18 protein-coding genes, 1 pseudogene and 1 riboswitch are annotated in these 16,886 nt (G+C 41.2%); of the genes and pseudogenes, 11 read left to right on the forward strand and 8 right to left on the reverse strand.

The annotated features are described in order from the left end of the window. Positions 1–68 precede the first annotated feature (68 nt). From A8F94_RS25915 to A8F94_RS19205, 5 genes and pseudogenes are all read left to right on the forward strand, one after another. Positions 69–236, forward strand: coding sequence for a hypothetical protein (locus tag A8F94_RS25915; protein WP_175384474.1), 168 nt, complete (start codon positions 69–71; stop codon positions 234–236). Positions 237–251: 15 nt separating this feature from the next. Further along, positions 252–569 (forward strand): annotated as a pseudogene (locus tag A8F94_RS19190) (redoxin domain-containing protein); the annotation flags it as partial. A 147-nt stretch (positions 570–716) separates the two neighbouring features. After that, the gene (locus tag A8F94_RS19195; RefSeq protein ID WP_066204190.1) at positions 717–2,942 is read left to right on the forward strand and encodes a sensor domain-containing protein; all 2,226 of its coding nucleotides are present in this window, start codon (positions 717–719) and stop codon (positions 2,940–2,942) included. A gap of 537 nt (positions 2,943–3,479) precedes the next feature. Next, positions 3,480–4,535 (forward strand): aldose epimerase family protein, encoded by a 1,056-nt coding sequence (locus tag A8F94_RS19200; protein ID WP_066204192.1) that lies wholly within the window; start codon positions 3,480–3,482, stop codon positions 4,533–4,535. Between the two features lie 32 nt (positions 4,536–4,567). Beyond that, positions 4,568–4,969 (forward strand): YbaN family protein, encoded by a 402-nt coding sequence (locus A8F94_RS19205; RefSeq protein ID WP_066204195.1) that lies wholly within the window; start codon positions 4,568–4,570, stop codon positions 4,967–4,969. 75 nt (positions 4,970–5,044) lie between these two features. Here A8F94_RS19205 and A8F94_RS19210 read toward each other — a convergent pair whose 3' ends face one another. The 4 genes from A8F94_RS19210 to A8F94_RS19225 all read right to left on the reverse strand — a co-directional run bounded on the left by A8F94_RS19210 (position 5,045) and on the right by A8F94_RS19225 (position 7,457). Beyond that, a complete protein-coding gene (locus tag A8F94_RS19210; protein ID WP_066204197.1) occupies positions 5,045–5,803 on the reverse strand; it encodes a CPBP family intramembrane glutamic endopeptidase in 759 nt (252 codons plus the stop codon). A gap of 16 nt (positions 5,804–5,819) precedes the next feature. Beyond that, entirely contained in the window at positions 5,820–6,362 is a 543-nt protein-coding gene (locus A8F94_RS19215; protein ID WP_066204199.1) for a hypothetical protein, read from the reverse strand. Between the two features lie 16 nt (positions 6,363–6,378). Continuing rightward, a complete protein-coding gene (locus tag A8F94_RS19220) occupies positions 6,379–6,822 on the reverse strand; it encodes a MarR family winged helix-turn-helix transcriptional regulator (RefSeq protein ID WP_066204204.1) in 444 nt (147 codons plus the stop codon). Between the two features lie 146 nt (positions 6,823–6,968). Then, positions 6,969–7,457, reverse strand: coding sequence for a QueT transporter family protein (locus A8F94_RS19225; RefSeq protein WP_066204206.1), 489 nt, complete (start codon positions 7,455–7,457; stop codon positions 6,969–6,971). A gap of 7 nt (positions 7,458–7,464) precedes the next feature. Beyond that, a riboswitch (PreQ1 riboswitch) is annotated at positions 7,465–7,509 on the reverse strand. A gap of 109 nt (positions 7,510–7,618) precedes the next feature. Here A8F94_RS19225 and A8F94_RS19230 point away from each other — a divergent pair. Together A8F94_RS19230 and A8F94_RS19235 are read left to right on the forward strand one after the other, a co-directional pair. Further along, positions 7,619–8,317, forward strand: a complete 699-nt coding sequence (locus tag A8F94_RS19230) for a glycosyltransferase (protein ID WP_066204208.1) — start codon at positions 7,619–7,621, stop codon at positions 8,315–8,317. Between the two features lie 2 nt (positions 8,318–8,319). After that, entirely contained in the window at positions 8,320–9,525 is a 1,206-nt protein-coding gene (locus tag A8F94_RS19235) for a glycosyltransferase (RefSeq protein WP_175384475.1), read from the forward strand. Positions 9,526–9,611: 86 nt separating this feature from the next. Here the strand turns inward: A8F94_RS19235 and A8F94_RS19240 are convergent, their stop codons facing one another. Then, complete coding sequence (locus A8F94_RS19240; protein WP_066204214.1) at positions 9,612–9,992, reverse strand: hypothetical protein; 381 nt, start codon at positions 9,990–9,992, stop codon at positions 9,612–9,614. A 467-nt stretch (positions 9,993–10,459) separates the two neighbouring features. Here A8F94_RS19240 and A8F94_RS19245 point away from each other — a divergent pair, with 467 nt between their 5' ends. From A8F94_RS19245 to A8F94_RS19260, 4 genes are all read left to right on the forward strand, one after another. Beyond that, positions 10,460–11,371, forward strand: coding sequence for an NAD-dependent epimerase/dehydratase family protein (locus tag A8F94_RS19245; protein WP_066205055.1), 912 nt, complete (start codon positions 10,460–10,462; stop codon positions 11,369–11,371). Between the two features lie 28 nt (positions 11,372–11,399). Beyond that, complete coding sequence (locus A8F94_RS19250; protein WP_066204216.1) at positions 11,400–12,344, forward strand: CgeB family protein; 945 nt, start codon at positions 11,400–11,402, stop codon at positions 12,342–12,344. Positions 12,345–12,618: 274 nt separating this feature from the next. Further along, entirely contained in the window at positions 12,619–13,278 is a 660-nt protein-coding gene (locus tag A8F94_RS19255) for a hypothetical protein (RefSeq protein WP_066204218.1), read from the forward strand. Positions 13,279–13,407: 129 nt separating this feature from the next. Then, positions 13,408–14,736, forward strand: coding sequence for a hemolysin family protein (locus tag A8F94_RS19260; protein ID WP_066204220.1), 1,329 nt, complete (start codon positions 13,408–13,410; stop codon positions 14,734–14,736). A 395-nt stretch (positions 14,737–15,131) separates the two neighbouring features. Here A8F94_RS19260 and A8F94_RS19265 read toward each other — a convergent pair whose 3' ends face one another. From A8F94_RS19265 to A8F94_RS19275, 3 genes are all read right to left on the reverse strand, one after another. Next, positions 15,132–15,251, reverse strand: a complete 120-nt coding sequence (locus tag A8F94_RS19265; protein WP_066204222.1) for a DUF4023 domain-containing protein — start codon at positions 15,249–15,251, stop codon at positions 15,132–15,134. 346 nt (positions 15,252–15,597) lie between these two features. Continuing rightward, complete coding sequence (locus tag A8F94_RS19270; protein ID WP_066204225.1) at positions 15,598–16,047, reverse strand: hypothetical protein; 450 nt, start codon at positions 16,045–16,047, stop codon at positions 15,598–15,600. 312 nt (positions 16,048–16,359) lie between these two features. Next, the gene (locus A8F94_RS19275; RefSeq protein WP_066204227.1) at positions 16,360–16,875 is read right to left on the reverse strand and encodes a hypothetical protein; all 516 of its coding nucleotides are present in this window, start codon (positions 16,873–16,875) and stop codon (positions 16,360–16,362) included. Positions 16,876–16,886 lie beyond the last annotated feature (11 nt).

Raw genomic sequence — 16,886 nt, forward strand, 5'->3', positions numbered from 1 at the left:
CAGAAGATATGGTAAGATACACTGGAGGGAAGGTATACCAAACTAGTAGCAAAGAGGAGTTTGATAAGATGAAAAGACGCAGCCTATATATTGGCTTTTGTATGTTAATGGCGGTTGCTTTTGCGTTGGCTGGCTGCTCGGGGAATAAAGCTATTCTGGATGACCAGGGGAGAGAAGTTTCGTTTGACAATAAGGACAAACCTTCACTCGTGTTCTTTTTCACAGGTAATACCTGAGACTATTGTAAATCGCAGCTGGTCCAGCTGCAAAAGAACAAGGATTTATTCGCACAGTTCCCGGGTGAGGTGTATGCTTTAAGTGCCTCATCCCCTGAAGACCATAATGAAATGAAGAAAGAACTTGGATTGGACTATACGCTCCTTTCAGATAAATACTTAACGTTAATTGAAAAGGCCGAGCTAAAAGATCCAAGTGGGCCTAAATCTCTTAGAGGCTTCGCTATCCTTGATAAGGATGGAAACGTAATCGAGTCCCAGCAATTGGACCCATTCGGTGACCAAAGTACTGAAATTATCCCATATGCTGCCAGCAAGGCGGGCGGACATTAACTCTAGTAACTGCATGTCGATAAGGGCATGCAGTTACTTTTCGTAAACTTTCATAAGAAGATGAAAACCTCATTGTGATGTCACGTTAGATTTGGTATGTTAAAAATATAGGGAAAAATGTCGTTAATTGACAATCGAGGGAATCAAATGAGGTTAAAAAGACAGCTTTTCAAAGATAAAAGGCAAATCATACTTATTACTGCATTGGTAGTCGGCTTTATTGCGGAAGCTAGCACCTTACTTTTGCCGATGAATGAGAAGTTCGTTCATAGCTTTCTCTTAGTTGTAGCGGTTGTTATGATCCTAGTGGCCATGAATGGGATTGATCTGACCGCAAAAGAGCTTAAAGAAAGCAGGCAAAGGCTGAAAAACATCTTTGATACCCTGGATGTTGCCATCTGGTCGCATGATTTAAAGTCAAATCATTTAATGATCACGCCAGGTATTGAGAAGCTATATGGATATTCTTTAAATGAGTTTTATCTGGATTATGAACTTTGGAAAAAGGTCATCCATCCCGATGACGTGTATCTGTTAAAGGAGAGGGAGCGAGCGCTTGCTGAAGGCAGGGCTATAACGAGCATTTATCGGATTATCCGCTCTGACGGAGAAATCCGCTGGATACAGGATAGAGGCATTCCTACTTTAGAAAATGGGAAACTCATCGATTTTAGTTCGGTCCTATTCGACATTACTGATAGGGAAGAAAGTGAGAACCGCTACAGGACTCTTGTCGAAATGTCTCCGGACATCATAGCAGTATATAGCAGGGGACATATTGATTATATAAATGAGACGGGAGCCCGTGCTTTTGGATTCGACTCGCCAAAACAACTCATCGGCATCCCGCTCGCCAGGCTGATTCCGGAGGCTGTCCTGAATGAAATGCGAATTCGCGAATTGTCGATTGATGAAGAGGACAATAAAATTAGTATGGAATTTCAGTCCGAACGCCTGGATGGCGGACAAGTAAGTATTGAGATGGTCTCAATGCCGATATTTTTTGAGGGCAGGGCTGCACGGCAAATAGTTGGGCGGGATATCTCCAAACGGAAGAAGACGGAGGAAATGATTCAGCATATGGCCTTCTTTGACAGTCTTACCGGGCTTCCGAATCGGAATAAATTCAGGCGGCAGCTCACGGAAGTGTTAGAACGGAATCCAACCAGGACTTTGTCTGTCCTTTTTCTTGACTTGGACAGATTTAAAATGATTAATGATACAAAAGGCCATTCAGTTGGGGATATGGTCCTTCGGGCGGCGGCTTCCAGGCTCGCTTCGATTATTTTGGAGCCGGGAGTTGTTTCCAGGCAGGGGGGAGATGAATTTACCATCTTTCTAACAAACACTACCAGGGAAGAAACTGCCCAGGCAGCCCGGAGAATTCTTAATGAATTTTCAGCACCTTTCATTGTAAATGGAGAGGAGTTTTATATTACACCAAGCATCGGAATAAGTATGTATCCTGAAGATGGCTCTGATGGCGAATCATTAATAAAAAATGCGGACACAGCCATGTACTTGGCCAAAGATCAGGGGAAGAACAACTATCAATTTTATACATCCTTTCTTAATGGGGTATCCTCCCGTAAAATGGAGCTTGAAACAGGGCTTAGGAAAGCGTTGGAGCAAGAACAGCTGGCTTTGTTTTTTCAGCCGCAGGTAGAATTGAGAACGAACAATATAATAGGTGTGGAAGCATTGATTCGGTGGAAGCACCCTCTGAGAGGGATGGTCTCTCCGGCAGAGTTCATTCCTTTAGCCGAGGAAACCGGACTAATTGTTCCTATAGGCAATTGGGTACTCCGAAAAGCATGTGAACAGTATATGGATTGGCAGAAACTTGGTATTGGGCCAATCTCGATTTCGGTTAATATTTCCGTCAGGCAATTCCAGGATGACAATTTTCTGGAGTCAGTAAAAAAAATCCTTGAAAAAACCGAGATGGATCCCGCCTCTTTGGAACTTGAAATAACGGAAAGTGTCATGCGAAATTTTGAACGTTCCAGTTTTATTCTTAACCAGCTTCATAAACTAGGTGTAAGGCTAGCCCTTGATGATTTCGGAACAGGCTATTCATCCCTAAGCAATCTTAAGCATCTTCCCATTGATACGGTGAAAATTGACAAGTCGTTTATAGATGATATATCTGCCGACAATGCTCATCAGGGGGGTGCAATGGTGAAAACCATCCTTGATATGGGCCTGAATATGGGCTTTCATGTCATTGCGGAAGGGATTGAAAAGCCCTGCCAGGTTGAGTACCTTCTCGAAAAGGGTTGTAGAGTTGGACAAGGTTATTTATTCAGCCCTCCCCAGCCGGTCGATAAAATTGAAAAGCTGCTTCAACAAAAAAGCATGCCTGTTCTATAATGAACGGCATGTTTTTTTTGTTGGTTAAAAGATTAAATTAAACTGAGAATTGGATTGTGTCATCTTCAAAACTTTTTAGAAAACCCAGTTGATTGGAGCGGTAGGTGTGTAGCTCGTTCGAAAATGCAAAAAACGCATTTTCTCCTGCGATTTTAGCGACGAGGAGGCTCACCGCACGCCCCGCGGAAAGCGAGCATCCTCGTGACAGGCAAAGAGCGCCTGTCCCTGCGATGAATATTCTAAGAAGCTTCCCTTTGTGGAGCGGAAATCAACTACTACAAAAACAACAATCTTTTAGAAAACATCCTTATTAAAAGAATAGAATTTGAGAGTAATTAAGCATGATAAGTAGAAAAGGAGGTATAAAGTATAAGCCGCGCTGCCAATGGTCCTGAAAAACAAAACTAGACTTGTTATAAAAGGAAAACTTTTTGTAATTAGTATATGATGAGGGTACAAGGCCTCGGCTTCACATCATTTTTATGGGGAAAGATTACTAGGATACAACGATAATATGTGACAAAGGAGACTTGCGGAATGGAAATTACAAAACGGGTTTTTGGCGAAATAGATGGGCAGGCGGTTCATGCATATACAATAACCAACAGTAATGGGATGAAGGTGACCTGCCTTGACTATGGTTGTATTGTAAGTGAGCTATATGTTCCGGATAGTCAGGGAAATGCTGAAAATGTTGTACTCGGCTTTCATTCTGTTGAAGAATATGCGGAGCATTCCCCTTATTTTGGTTCAATTGTCGGACGAGTTGCCGGAAGGATTACGAAAGGCCGGTTCACACTTGATGGAAAGGACTATCAGCTTGCCCAAAATGATGGAGAGAACCATTTGCACGGGGGATTTAAGGGGCTTGACAGGGTGGTGTGGAAAGCGGAGCCACAAAATAATGGAGAGAATGTTCAGCTGGTATTTACATATGATAGCCCGGACGGTGAGGAGAATTATCCTGGGGCGGTTTCGTTTAGGGTGGTCTATACATTCACCGAGAACAACGAATGGATTCTTGAATATTTTGCAACCACTGACCAAAAGACAATCGTCAATCTTACCAATCATAGCTACTTTAATTTAAGCGGCAATTTTAAGACAACAGTTCTTGAGCATACACTTCAAATTGATAGTGATGGCTTCCTTGAACTGGGCAACGATTTAATGCCAACAGGACAGATTATTCCTGTTGAAGGGACAGTTTTTGACTTTAAAAACGGCAGAAAAATCGCTGAAGGTTCCAAATCGGACTATAAGCAAAATCTTCTTGCTGGCGGGGGCTATGACCATCCATTTGTTCTTTCCGGTGAAAGAGGGGGTGTTGTTTCCCTGGCATGTCCAGAGAACGGCCGTGTTCTCGAGATGGAAACCAACCAGCCAGCTGTCGTGGTTTACACCTCTAACCAATTGGAAGGGGATTTTGTCCTAAATGGCGGTGTAAAACCGGAGCCTTATCTCGCAGTATGCCTTGAGACACAGAAGCATCCAGATGCAATCAATCATCCGGAGTTCCCTTCAGTTGTGTTGGAAAAAGGAGAAGAGTATTACTCCCGGACAAAATACTCTTTTAAAACGAGATCATACTAAAGAAAGGGAAACAATGTGATGCAAGGGGGGCGATGGCTATTTTTAAAAAAACAGTCCGGCTGCTTTTCATTCCAGCCGGTTTTCTTTCACTCGGCCTTGGAATTGTAGGCATCTTCCTGCCGGTTATCCCGACCACCCCTTTGCTCTTATTGGCATCCTACTGCTTTATGAAGGGTTCGGAAAGGTTTGAGATTTGGTTTAAGGGCACCAAGATATATAAGGAACATCTTGAAGGTTTTGTCCAGAAGCGGGAGATGACAGCAAAACAAAAGGCAGTCCTGTTAATCTTTGCGGATAGCATGATTGCGATTCCTTTTATCCTGACTGACAGTTTGTTTTTAAGGATATTTCTTGCTGCAGTTGTTGTCTATAAATACTATTACTTCATTGCGAGAATTAAAACGATACAACCGAGAAAATCCCATCAAGGCTGATCATTATCAACCCGAGCTCCCCTTTCCAGGATGAAGAAAGGGGAGCTTTACTGCTTTAAGAGTCCGAGCAAACGGCTAGGAAGCTGGCATGTCCCTAGCTGCGATACCGGTCTCTTCATCATCCCCGATCTTCCCTACATAGTCTATTAAAAAGTGTAGTAAAATGAGTGGAATAACCGATCCCAGGCTGATATATAAAAGAGCAAAAAAGAGGCCAATCAAAGATGTCTTTATTACATTCCCATATCCTTGATAGGTATGGGCAAGGCCGAAGAGAACGGAACCTGCAATTAATACGAGCCATAGTGGCCATCCAGGAAATAACTGACCGAGTGCGAAGACCAGGAATCCGCGATAAATCAATTCTTCCGTTATTCCAGCTGTCCAGGAAACGAGTGTCCAGGCCTTTTTATCTTCTTTTGTAACAGGCATGATATCGGAAAAAGACGTTGTCGCGAGTGTCTTTTTCTTTGCTTTTTGAATATCTGTTCTTATCTTTTCACTGTATTTATAGCCAGCCCAATAATACATGAGGACCAGGATATAAAGAAGTGCCATGCCGATCACCGCATACGTCATCCCCTTGCCAAGCGGTGCCGTATTGATTTCAATCCACTTTAAACCAATATCACCCGCCGTGAGCGGACCGAATACCGCTGCAGCCAAAATGGCCAATGTTGGCAGCCAGAGCCCGGCCATAACCTTTTTATAGTAGGAAATTCTAACAGCCTGGTCGGTTTGTACCCTTCTTTTAAACGTTTGATAATCAAAGTAACCATAAACAGGCTCATAGGATAGCAGGAAAACAATCATCAACCAATAGAAAAGCTCCATCCCCAATTCCTCCATGTTAAGTTATTTCCAGCTTATTGCTAATTAACGTGCGAAATTGATCTTTATCATCTACAGAGAAAAAAACTCGGGAAATGTCTCTTTCTCCTCCTAGAATACTTTTTCTTTTCAGAGGCTTGGTTAACACCAGCTCAAATGCTGGCTCTTCAAAGCCCATCAAGGACAGGTCAAGCACATCTTTGCTTTTGCGATCATTTTCATAGTTTAGTTTGCCGCACCGAATTTCCTTAATATTGGATGTATCGAGGGATATACGGGGGCGGATGCCGACCTTAATGGTTAACTCATGCTCAATCACCATAATGGGATTTTTTTTCACTGCGTTTAGGTCAGCAAGAAGGAACACAACTACGGAAATTGAGAAAGCCAGATGCAGCCAGTGGAGAAAGGGGTTCCAATTGTAGAGTAAATAGGAAACCCCGGCTGCTTCGACGATCATGATAACGACCATGGCCCATGTAAAACCTATATAACCGGATTGGATATGATAGGTGAACATGTGAAAACCATGGTGTTTTGGGAAAAAATCCTCATTTTTCATATAAAAATTTCCCTCTTTATTCGGTATCCTCTTTAAGAACAATCCCATGCAGCTTCTTCAAAATGGAGTGGTAGGTAAGAATATCTTCTTCGGAAAGCTGCATAAAATATTTTTCAAAAACCTTCTCATCGACTTCATTCATTTCTTTGAAAAATTTTTCTCCTGTTTCGTCCAGGGTTACAAAAACCTCCCTTCTGTTTTCCTTATTCACCTCCCGCTTGACGTACTTCCGGCCTTCAAGTTTTTTAATAAATTGGCTAGCTGCACTCGGGGTTGCACTGATTAACTCGGCAACCTCATTCATTGTGAGCTTTCCTTTCATATCAAGCATGCTTAATACAACGGACTGCTTTCCGGACAAATCGTTTTCATCGAGGATTTTTTTATATTCTTTTATAAAAATCGCCTGTATTTCTTGGGTGTATCGGTTAGCTTCGATTAATACGCGTTTCAAATCCATTAGAGAACTCCTTTAGTTGAAGTTAAATTAATAGTTAACATTACTTAATAATTAAGTTAACTTAATAATAGCTGGAATTGTGAAAATAATCAACCCTAAAGAAAAAATAAAAAAACCAAACCGCGCAAGCGATTTGGCTCAAATTTCTATCCTATTAGTTTTTCAAGGTTGACACGTTTATGGATGGCATACATGATAGGTGCGCCAACGGCAAGAACGACAAATTCACCGATAGCCACCGTTAGCCATGTGTAAAAAAATGGGAATCCCAACGCGATGTTCAATTCCCAGGCAATCAGGAACATGGTTACCGTAAAGACTGTTGTGTTAATCGCCATTCGTGCCCAAATCCCTTTCACATAGCGGGAAGCAAAAATGGTAATCAGAAGTGCAATCACAGATTGGCCAAAGCCGAATATAAGGTCAAGTACACCGAGCGTTGAAAAGAACAAATTCGCCAGGAAAACACCGAGGGCGATTCCAAAAAAGTACTTTTTATTAAATACAATGAGATGATTAAACATCTCAGAAACACGGAATTGAACGGCTGAAAAAGCTAGCGGCTGGATTAGCATCGTCACCGCAATATAAAGAGCAGCAATAATTCCGTTTACTGCAAGTGTTCGAATATTCATTTCTTCTCTCTCCTTAGTTTTTTATCGTGGGAGGTTCTCGAACCACGCGGGCTTAACCCAAAGACATTATTATAGATCCAAATCAATTTCCCGTCAATGGATTCCGTTGGCATTTACGGTGCACCTTTTTCATATCGATAATATAGCAGAGGGGGGATTCAATGGTTTCTGTTATTGCCTGCTCAAAGCGCCCTGATTTTTTGGTTAACCTTTACAGAAATTTTGACCAGCAGCAAATTCCGGAAAAGCAGCTTGTCCTTGCCTTACATGGACTGGATGGGAGTGTTCCTGATGAAATCGGAAACGACCCCCGTTGCCTTGTATTGCATCTGCCAACAGAAATGCCGCTTGGGATGTGTTTAAATAAGGCCGTCAAACATTCGAAATTTGATGTAATAGCGAAGTTTGATGATGATGACTATTATGCCCCACATTATCTTTTTGAAGCGGTGGCTGTTTTGGAAAAGCGCCAGGCGGAGGTCGTTGGGAAGCAATCGTATTTGGTTTATTTTAAAGAAGAGCAGTTATTGGCCATGCTCAACCCAGGTAAGGGAGATAAACAAATAAGAGATGATAGTGATACTCTTGCTGGAGCAACGCTCGTATTTAAAAAGGGAGTTTTTGAAAAGGTGGAATTTCCTCGAATCAACATTGGAGAGGATTTAGCCTTTCTGGATGAGTGCAGAAAGCAATCAATACCCATCTATGCTTCGTCACCGCTTCACTATATTTATATCCGATATTCAAACACACACCATACCTCCGACTCGGGTAACAACCGGCTGCGGAAGCAATGTGTCCCATTATTAAGAACCAAAAACATTGCTAAATATGCCAGTGTCATATGGAAAGGGGAATAAGGATGGGGAATGGAGAACAGTTAAAGAAAAATCTAGAGTATAGGAAAAGGCTGCGTAAGACAAAAAATGTGATAGCAAAAACTATCCTTGAAGAATTGGAGCGAATTATTGGGAATCAGAGTGAGAAGATCATCATTGTTTTTCCTTCCTTGCTTGACTGGAATATCCCCCTTTTTCAACGCCCGCAGCATATTGCATTAAACCTTGCAAAAGAAGGGGTCATCTACTTATACGGAACAGTAAATATAAAAGACCAAATTGGGACTGTGAAAGAAATATTCCCACAATGTTATCTTGTGAATATGAAGGAACCAGAGATTGAGGAAGCGATACTCTCATTCTTACAGACGCTGAAAAATCGAATTGTTATCCATTTATATTCAGGGGATCTTTCAAGGGGAAAGGAATTTGTAAAGGCATGTTTAGGAAAAGGATTTGACATTCTTTACGAATATGTCGATGAACTGTCTTCGGAAATAGCAGGGATATCAATACCACGGTATGCAATCGAAAGGCATTCCTTTTTGCTATCAAATCCAGTATGTTATGTAGTTGCAACTGCAGATAAGTTATATACAGATATTTTACAAGCTAGACCCCCCGAACGATGTGCTCTTATAACCAATGGAGTGGATTATGATCATTTTAGCCAGGTATCTACTAAGATACCTGGCATAATGGCAGATTTGAAAAAAAACGGCACGCCAATCATTGGATACTTTGGTGCCCTTGCAAGCTGGTTCGATTACGAGCTTGTAAAAAAGCTTGCTGAGCAAAATCCCTCCTATAAAATAGTTTTAATAGGAGTCGACTATGATGGCAGCTTGAAGGAAAGCGGGCTTTTAATGTATGAAAATATTTTTTATCCTGGCTGCATAGCTTATTCTGAGCTTCCGTCCTATGCACAGCACTTCGATGTTTCAATCATCCCCTTTCTTGTAAATGAAGTAACGATTTCGACTTCCCCTATTAAATTGTTTGAGTACATGGCCGCAGGGATGCCTGTTGTTACAACTGCCCTTCCTGAATGCAGGAAATATGAAAATATATTTGTAGCAGTTAATCACTTGGATTTTCTAATGAAAGTTCAAGTGGCCATTACCATGAAGGATGATCGTGAATACAGGAATACATTAAAAAAAGAGGCTCTTAGGAATAAATGGGGGGATAAAGCGAAGGAGATTTTAAATCTTCTTAAAACCAAATAATCGTCCGCTTTTGTGTCTAAATACCAAAAGAAGGACGATTATTAGTGAGTCATTGGCTCTTGCTTGGCTACTAGATTATAACTGGTTTAACGATGTTTTATTTCAAATGAAATGCTCTCAATATCGGTACAGGAAATGATTGTTGCAACGGCTGGCAGCTTAGGCGAAATCATTTCTGGCTGAATAATGATGACACATCCGGTACACTTATCAAAGCATTTAATCATCCCTGTAATTTCATCTCCGGACTTTGTTCTAAAGATGAATGTTTTATGGGTCTTCTCCAGCTTTTTTAGAATGATACAAACACAATTATTTAGGTGCTTACAATGGCAATCCTCAGAGCAAATATCGTCTTTTTCATGGCATTCATGGTGATGATGTTCGTCTCTCACATGTTGAAATCCGCAGCATTCCTCCCATACTTCTTCCAGCAAATCATCATGGCGTTTATGGTTAAATTCCAATGGTCTAACTCCTTTCCCCCTAATCTGGGTAAGTATACACATTATCTTATTCCCAATGGAGAAAGGTGGTTGGGCAGATTCACTGCTTTTAGACATGGGACGGGTCTTTTTAATTTATTTTATAATGCATTTATCGCCTAGCTTATTTAGTCAAAATACAAACCTATACTCCTGATTGGTTGGAAAAGCTGTCATTATCCGCAGCCTTATTTTGTTATTCCTTATATTTGCCCCTATCCCAAAACGAGGCACTTACATATCTTAGCAGAGACAGCCTGGAAATGATTCTCATTCAGTAGCGGGTATCAATCATTTCTTGGAGTGGTATAGGATAAGGCTCAATTTTGGATAGAAGTTCGGAAGGTATTGTATATAACATGCAATAAGAAGAAGGCAGCAATAAGGTGAAGCTTTGGAGCCGCTTGCTTAATTTATCATACTTACCAAATACAGAAAGCAGGGATATAGTGAAAATTTTACTAACAGGAGGAGGGGGCTTTATTGGTTCTCATGTAGTTGATCTGCTGTTGAACGAAAAACATCAAGTGGTTGTAGTTGATGATTTCTCCTCGGGAAAAGTTGAGAATATATCCAAGGGCGCTGCCTGTTATTCGATTAATATGAATGATACAAATTTAGAGAATGTCTTTTTGGCAGAAAATCCGGATATCGTGATTCATCTTGCTGAGCAGGTATCAGTAACTAAATCGATGGACAATCCACTTAGTGATTGTGTGCAAACTATTAATGGAACAATCAATCTTTTGGAATGCTGCATAAAATACAAGGTAAAAAAAATCATCTATTCATCATCCGCAGCTGTGTATGGAAAACCAACCTATGTACCGATAGATGAAAATCATGTACTGGCTCCAAAGTCGTTTTATGGGCTTTCCAAATTGACTGGTGAGGCTTATGTTCAGCTTTACTCAAAGCTATATAACCTGAACTATACAATTTTACGATATGCGAATGTATATGGGCCGAGGCAAAGTAATATAGGAGAAGCTGGGGTGATTCGGAGGTTTTTGGATAGTTTTATGCTGAACCAGCCATTGACAGTATATGGTGATGGAAATCAGCGAAGGGATTTTGTTTACGTAAAGGATGTGGCTGAAGCCACTCTTCAGGCAATCCATCACGGGGATTATGAGACATTTAATATAAGTTCAAATACAACTAAATCCATCAATGACCTTATTTTTCTGCTATCGCTATTTATGGATACCAAACCGGAAATCATTCATTTGCCAGAGCCACTTGGTGATATACGGATTAGCTGTCTCTCGAATGAAAAGGCGAACAAGCTCCTTCATTGGCAGCCCAAAATTACACTAATTGAAGGAATTGAGGAGACCATCCTCTCACTGCAATCATAGGATAAAAGGCAGAGTGGAGGGAATGATTATGAAAAAAATCTTATTTACAAATCCTCCTCCCATTATCAAGTACGGTATACAACCTGGATTTGAAAAAAATGGGTGGGAGACAGCCAGGCTAGAAGTGCCAGAACAGTCAGTTGATGGGTTACTAAAGAAAATCGATGAATTTAAGCCGGATTATTTGTTTACAGAAGGCGGCGTTGATACAAAACGATTTGTTTTCCCGGTATTGGAAAAGGTGGATATCCCACATATTTATTGGGCCATTGAGGATCCAGTTGCCGAAGGATTAGCAATGGAATGGGCCGGAAAATCTGTCCTAACACTCACTCCCTGTGTAGAAATGCTCGATAACTATAAAAAGAAAGGCCACAAGGCTATTTGCATTCCGTTCGCAATGGATCCTGATTATTACAATCCAAAGCCTGCAAAAAAGGAATATATCGGGCTTGATGCTGTTCATATAGGCAATAACTATGATTGGTTTGAGGAAAGACGGAAAGCTTATGGTTATATCATTCAGCCTTTCATTGATAAAGGAAAGAACATTGCAGTTTATGGAATGGATTGGCAAAACCCAACACATCGCTTCAACGTTCCTGATTCCTTTTTAAAAGGTTACCTCGCACATGAAGAATCAGTCTATGCTTACTCGGCAGCCAAGATTACCCTCGGAGTTCATTCTATTACCGATTCAAAAACGATGCAGTCAATGAGGACATTTGAAGTTCTCGGTTGTGCCGGCTTTTTTTTAACCCAGCATACAGCGGCAATTGAATCAATGTTTAAAAACCATAAGCATCTGGTCTGGTCGAAAGGCTATGATGAAACCGTTGAACTCATGGACTTTTATTTAAAAAATGACTCAGCAAGGGAAAAAGTCGCCAAAAAAGGACAGCGGTATGTTTATAAATACCATACGTATGAACAACGCGCAGCCGAGATTATAAGCGCGTTAAAAGAATCATAAAGAACAGGTTCCGATATAATTGCGTACCTGGTTGTTAAAGGGTATTGAAGTCAAAAAAACAATTAAAAGTCAGGGATAGAATGGAAACTGGTCCAAGATGGTACCAGTTTTATTTTTATACAATGAGATTCCAAAAATGCTTTTCATCCAAGGAAAGTTTAGTATATAGAAATAGTCTTTTGTAATGGTGAAGCTTTAGAGCATCTTTTTGTCCTTTGGCATACACTGACAGAAACAAGAGACCGTGCCATCCTTACATAAAGGTGTGAAAGAAGTGGGGTTATACCGGAAACTGGCTCAAAGCGTACACTATACAATACGGGGAACAAAGGTAACGGTGTTGAAGCAAGATGCCAGTCTTAAAGTTGTGGGAGCAGGCCGAAGCGCATATGTGTTTAAAATAGGCGGAACAAACAAGGTGCTGAAGGTATATTACCCTTCCCATGCCTACCTTGCCCAGGAGGAGGCGGAAATTTATAACAGGCTTGAAGGACTGTCAGCATACCCAAAGCTCCATGAGTCGGGATCGAATTATATCGTTATAGATTATATAGACGGGAACACACTTTTTGATTGTCTTGTAAAAGGAATACCTATAAACGGGGGTAAGCTTGCGGAGATAGATGAAGCACTGACGAAGGCACGTTACCGCGGACTAAATCCTTCCGATATCCACTTGAAGAATATTTTCATTACCCTTGGCGGAAACATAAAGATAATTGATGTTGCCCGGTTCAGACAGGCAAAGCAATGCCGGCAATGGAAAGACTTGAAGAAGGGGTATCAGCTGTTTTATAAACATCGATGGTGTCCGAAGAAATGGCCCCCAGCCTTGCTCAATTTCGTTGCAATAATTTATAAGAGACGGTTCGTCCCGAATAGTTTAAGGAGCCATTCCGGCATTGCAAAGATTGGAAAGGCTGAAGAAATGTAAGTGCGATTCTCTTGACGGTTTAACAAGACTATTCATGCAAAATACGATACAATATAAAAATAAATTCATACTTATAATTGGTTTCTTTTCTTTCGGAACCATTATCCACCAATTTGGGAGCTGGTCTTGTTGTTAACGGAAATATTAGTGCTTTTGATTCTGATCGTTCTGAATGCGTTTTTTGCTGCTTCAGAAATAGCATTGATTTCACTGAATGATAATAAAATTAAACTGATGGCTGAAAGCGGCCATAAAAAAGCAAAAGCACTCGAAAAGCTATTGTCAGAGCCGAGCAGGTTTTTGGCTACAATTCAAATTGGAATTACGCTTGCCGGTTTCCTGGCGAGTGCGTTCGCCGGACAAAGCTTTGCCGGCGGGTTTGCGGATTGGCTATATGAAGTCGGGGTCCCGCTCAACCGGGGGGTTTTGGCATCCTTGTCCCTGATTGTTATTACACTTGTTATTTCGTATTTTACACTTGTCCTTGGTGAACTTGTACCAAAGCAAATAGCCATGCAGAAAGCTGAGCCGATCGCATTTTTTGCTGTGGCTCCACTTACGTTTCTCTCAAAGATAACAAAGCCGTTTGTAAAATTCCTGACACTATCCATGAATGCGGTCGTTCGTTTGTTTGGGATTGATCCAAATGCGGAAGAAGAAAATGTTACCGAAGAGGAAATCCGGATGATGGTTGATGTCGGCAAGGAGAAGGGGACAATCCAGGAAGGCGAAGGGTTAATGATTAATAATATTTTTGAACTGGACAACAAAACAGTTTCGGATATTATGACACATCGAACCAATATTATTGCCCTCCCGATTGACTCAACACTGCTTGAAACAGTCCGGCTTGTAAATGAAGAAGGATATACCCGTTTCCCTGTTTATGAGGAACATATTGATAACATCGTGGGAATCCTCCATGCAAAAGACTTAATTCAATTTATTGAAAAACGCGGGGAAGATGCTTTTAACATGAAGAATTTGCTACGTGATCCGTTTTATGTGCTGGAATCACAGCGTATCGACCATCTATTCAAGGATATGCAGACAAATAACGTCCACCTGGCAATTGCAATTGATGAATACGGCGGAACCGATGGAATTGTAACAATTGAAGATGTGATTGAAGAGATCGTCGGGAACATCTTTGACGAATATGATGAACCTGGTGTGGAAGAGGAAGAAATAAAGCAACTTGATGAGCGAACATACATGATTGACGGTACAACCAATCTTTATGAGGTTGAAAATCTGTTGAAAATAGACCTTCCAATCCATGAATATGATACACTCAGTGGATTTATCATTGGCCATCTTGGTTATATCCCGAGTGAACTTGAACAGCACACGGTCTTGCATGGCAATGTCCTCTTTACTGTCGAGGATATGAACGACAGGCGGATTACAAAAGTTCGTGCGGAAGTGCAGGAAGCTGAACAAGAAGATAGAGATTAAATAATAAGGGCTTGTCAGGAACAACTATCCTGACAGGCCCTTGCTTTTTGTTTTTCTAAAAATTTAACGGCTACATGTTACTTATTGTCACCGCGAAACTATTTGAAGTTTTTGACGGAGTGATCTTAACCTGGGTTTAGCTCATTCGGACTATCTGGTGCAAAGATAAGAAAAAATGTTTCCTTCCCCGGTAAACTATTTGTTTTGCCGGGCGAGGAGGAGCTTGGGCGCTGGCGCATTCAGGGTTTTGGAAGGTATAGAGGAACCTAGGAAATACTAATAAAGCAGGGGCTTTGCGGCAATTAAGCTGCAAAGCCCTTTAGTATGTAGCCATTTATCTATGGGCTATTATAAAAATTCACGGCTTTTTTAATACAGCTTCGTAAACATACTGTTTAGTGCTGCTTATTTGGCAGCTGGCGGCTTGGATTTCCTTTTCCCTGGCGTTTTTTATTTTGTTCATCTTTCCGTTGCTTTTCATGAATCTTTTCAACAAACTCGTGTGTGTTTTCCATATTAGAATTCCCTCCAGTTTAGTGGCATGGAGTTATTTTTGGCAGAAAGGAAAGGAACAATACACGGTTGTGTGTAATTAAGTACTATACGAATGCTACCATATTATTATCCGGAATCGAAGTAGTTTAACATTCGGGTACTAACTTGTGTGAATAAGGATAGCAATAACTACCGAACAGGAATTATCAATGAAGCCGCTAATCAGGCTGTTTCTGGAAATCCTTATCACAGCTGCTTTTATAGCTATTTAATCAAACGTTTGATTAATAAAATTTTACTAAAATTTTACTGACTTTTTCCTAAAAAAAGTCTTTCCTGAAAAATAGGAAAGACCATTTGAACATGCTATTTCACTTCTATCACAAACGCATATCCGGAAGAACCTTTCTCCCAGCTTCCATAAATACTGTAGATGTAAACTCCTTTTTCAAGGGGAGCGATTAGGATATTGCCGTTCAGGGAGGCGGCTTTTGCATCTATCTCACTGACCCAGCGGCTGACACCGACTGTATCTGTGAGCGGAACCTTTTTAAAGGCAATATTCACTTCTTCTCCAGGAGAGACGACGATTGGCTTGAGATTATGAACCTTTACCAATTCTGGAGGGGATAGTGTATCCTCACACTTCGAACTAATGTAGCCCTCCCAGCAAAAGGACCCACGTGCTGCTGACACACTTTGTTCTCCCGCTGTTACGGAAAGTGCAGGCGGTCCGAACGGAATTAACGATAATCCACCATATATAGCTGCCATCAGTGACAGCACCACCGTTACATTTTTTAAAAGCTGATCCATGTCCATCCCTCCGGATGAATTGTTCTTACCTATTAGACGTGGCAGGCATATGCAAGGTTGCTGCGAGTAGAATCAATTTTTTATATTTTCTTTTAAAAAGGCCCCCTTCCCATTAAGGGAAGAGGGCCACACGGAAGGAGAAGAAAATAAACTATAAGCTTAGCATTCAGCCGCCATTGCATTAGTTGGTCATTGGTCAAGAGTGACAGAGTAAGCGGGCATCGGTCATTGGTTTGCCATTGCCATTACTTAGGTCCAATTAAATGGGGAGACTCCTTCCGCGCCTTGAAGAAGAGTCTCACCTCTTCAAGGTCAGAAATATTTATCTGCATCAAAAGCAAGTTCAATTGAGTAGTTCTTCCCATTAATTAGGTTGGAAAGCCTGTTGGCCTGCCGCTCTGCCTCAATGCCTTTTTGCCTGTAATCCTCGGGATCAAAAAGGGCTACCTTGATAATCGAGTTATTTTCAGCATAGGAATAAGGAAACTCTTCCTTCTGGGCCGAGCCAAACTCCTTGTATTTCCTTGCTTTAGCCCTTAACTGTGTGGCAAGTTCAATCGCTTCAACAATTGGAAGCTCCTCACCGTTAAAGTTGACAGCATGCCCAATATTGGCTGCATATACCAGTCGGTCAAGGACTCGCATGTCTTTTCGGATATCCTCAAGGTCTTGCTCGACTTCCTGAAGCGACCTCGGTTGCTTTGGCGGCTTTGAACCTTTTTCGATTTCTGCAAATGCAACCCGGTCCATTTCCATTTCAAGCTCATGTACGCGTTTATTAAGGATACTTTTTAGTTTAACCGCTTCCGCAAGTGTCAGGTTCGCCATTCTCCCTCAAA

The organism is Bacillus sp. FJAT-27225 (assembly GCF_001685025.1).
In the GTDB taxonomy this organism is placed as follows: domain Bacteria; phylum Bacillota; class Bacilli; order Bacillales; family Cytobacillaceae; genus Bacillus_D.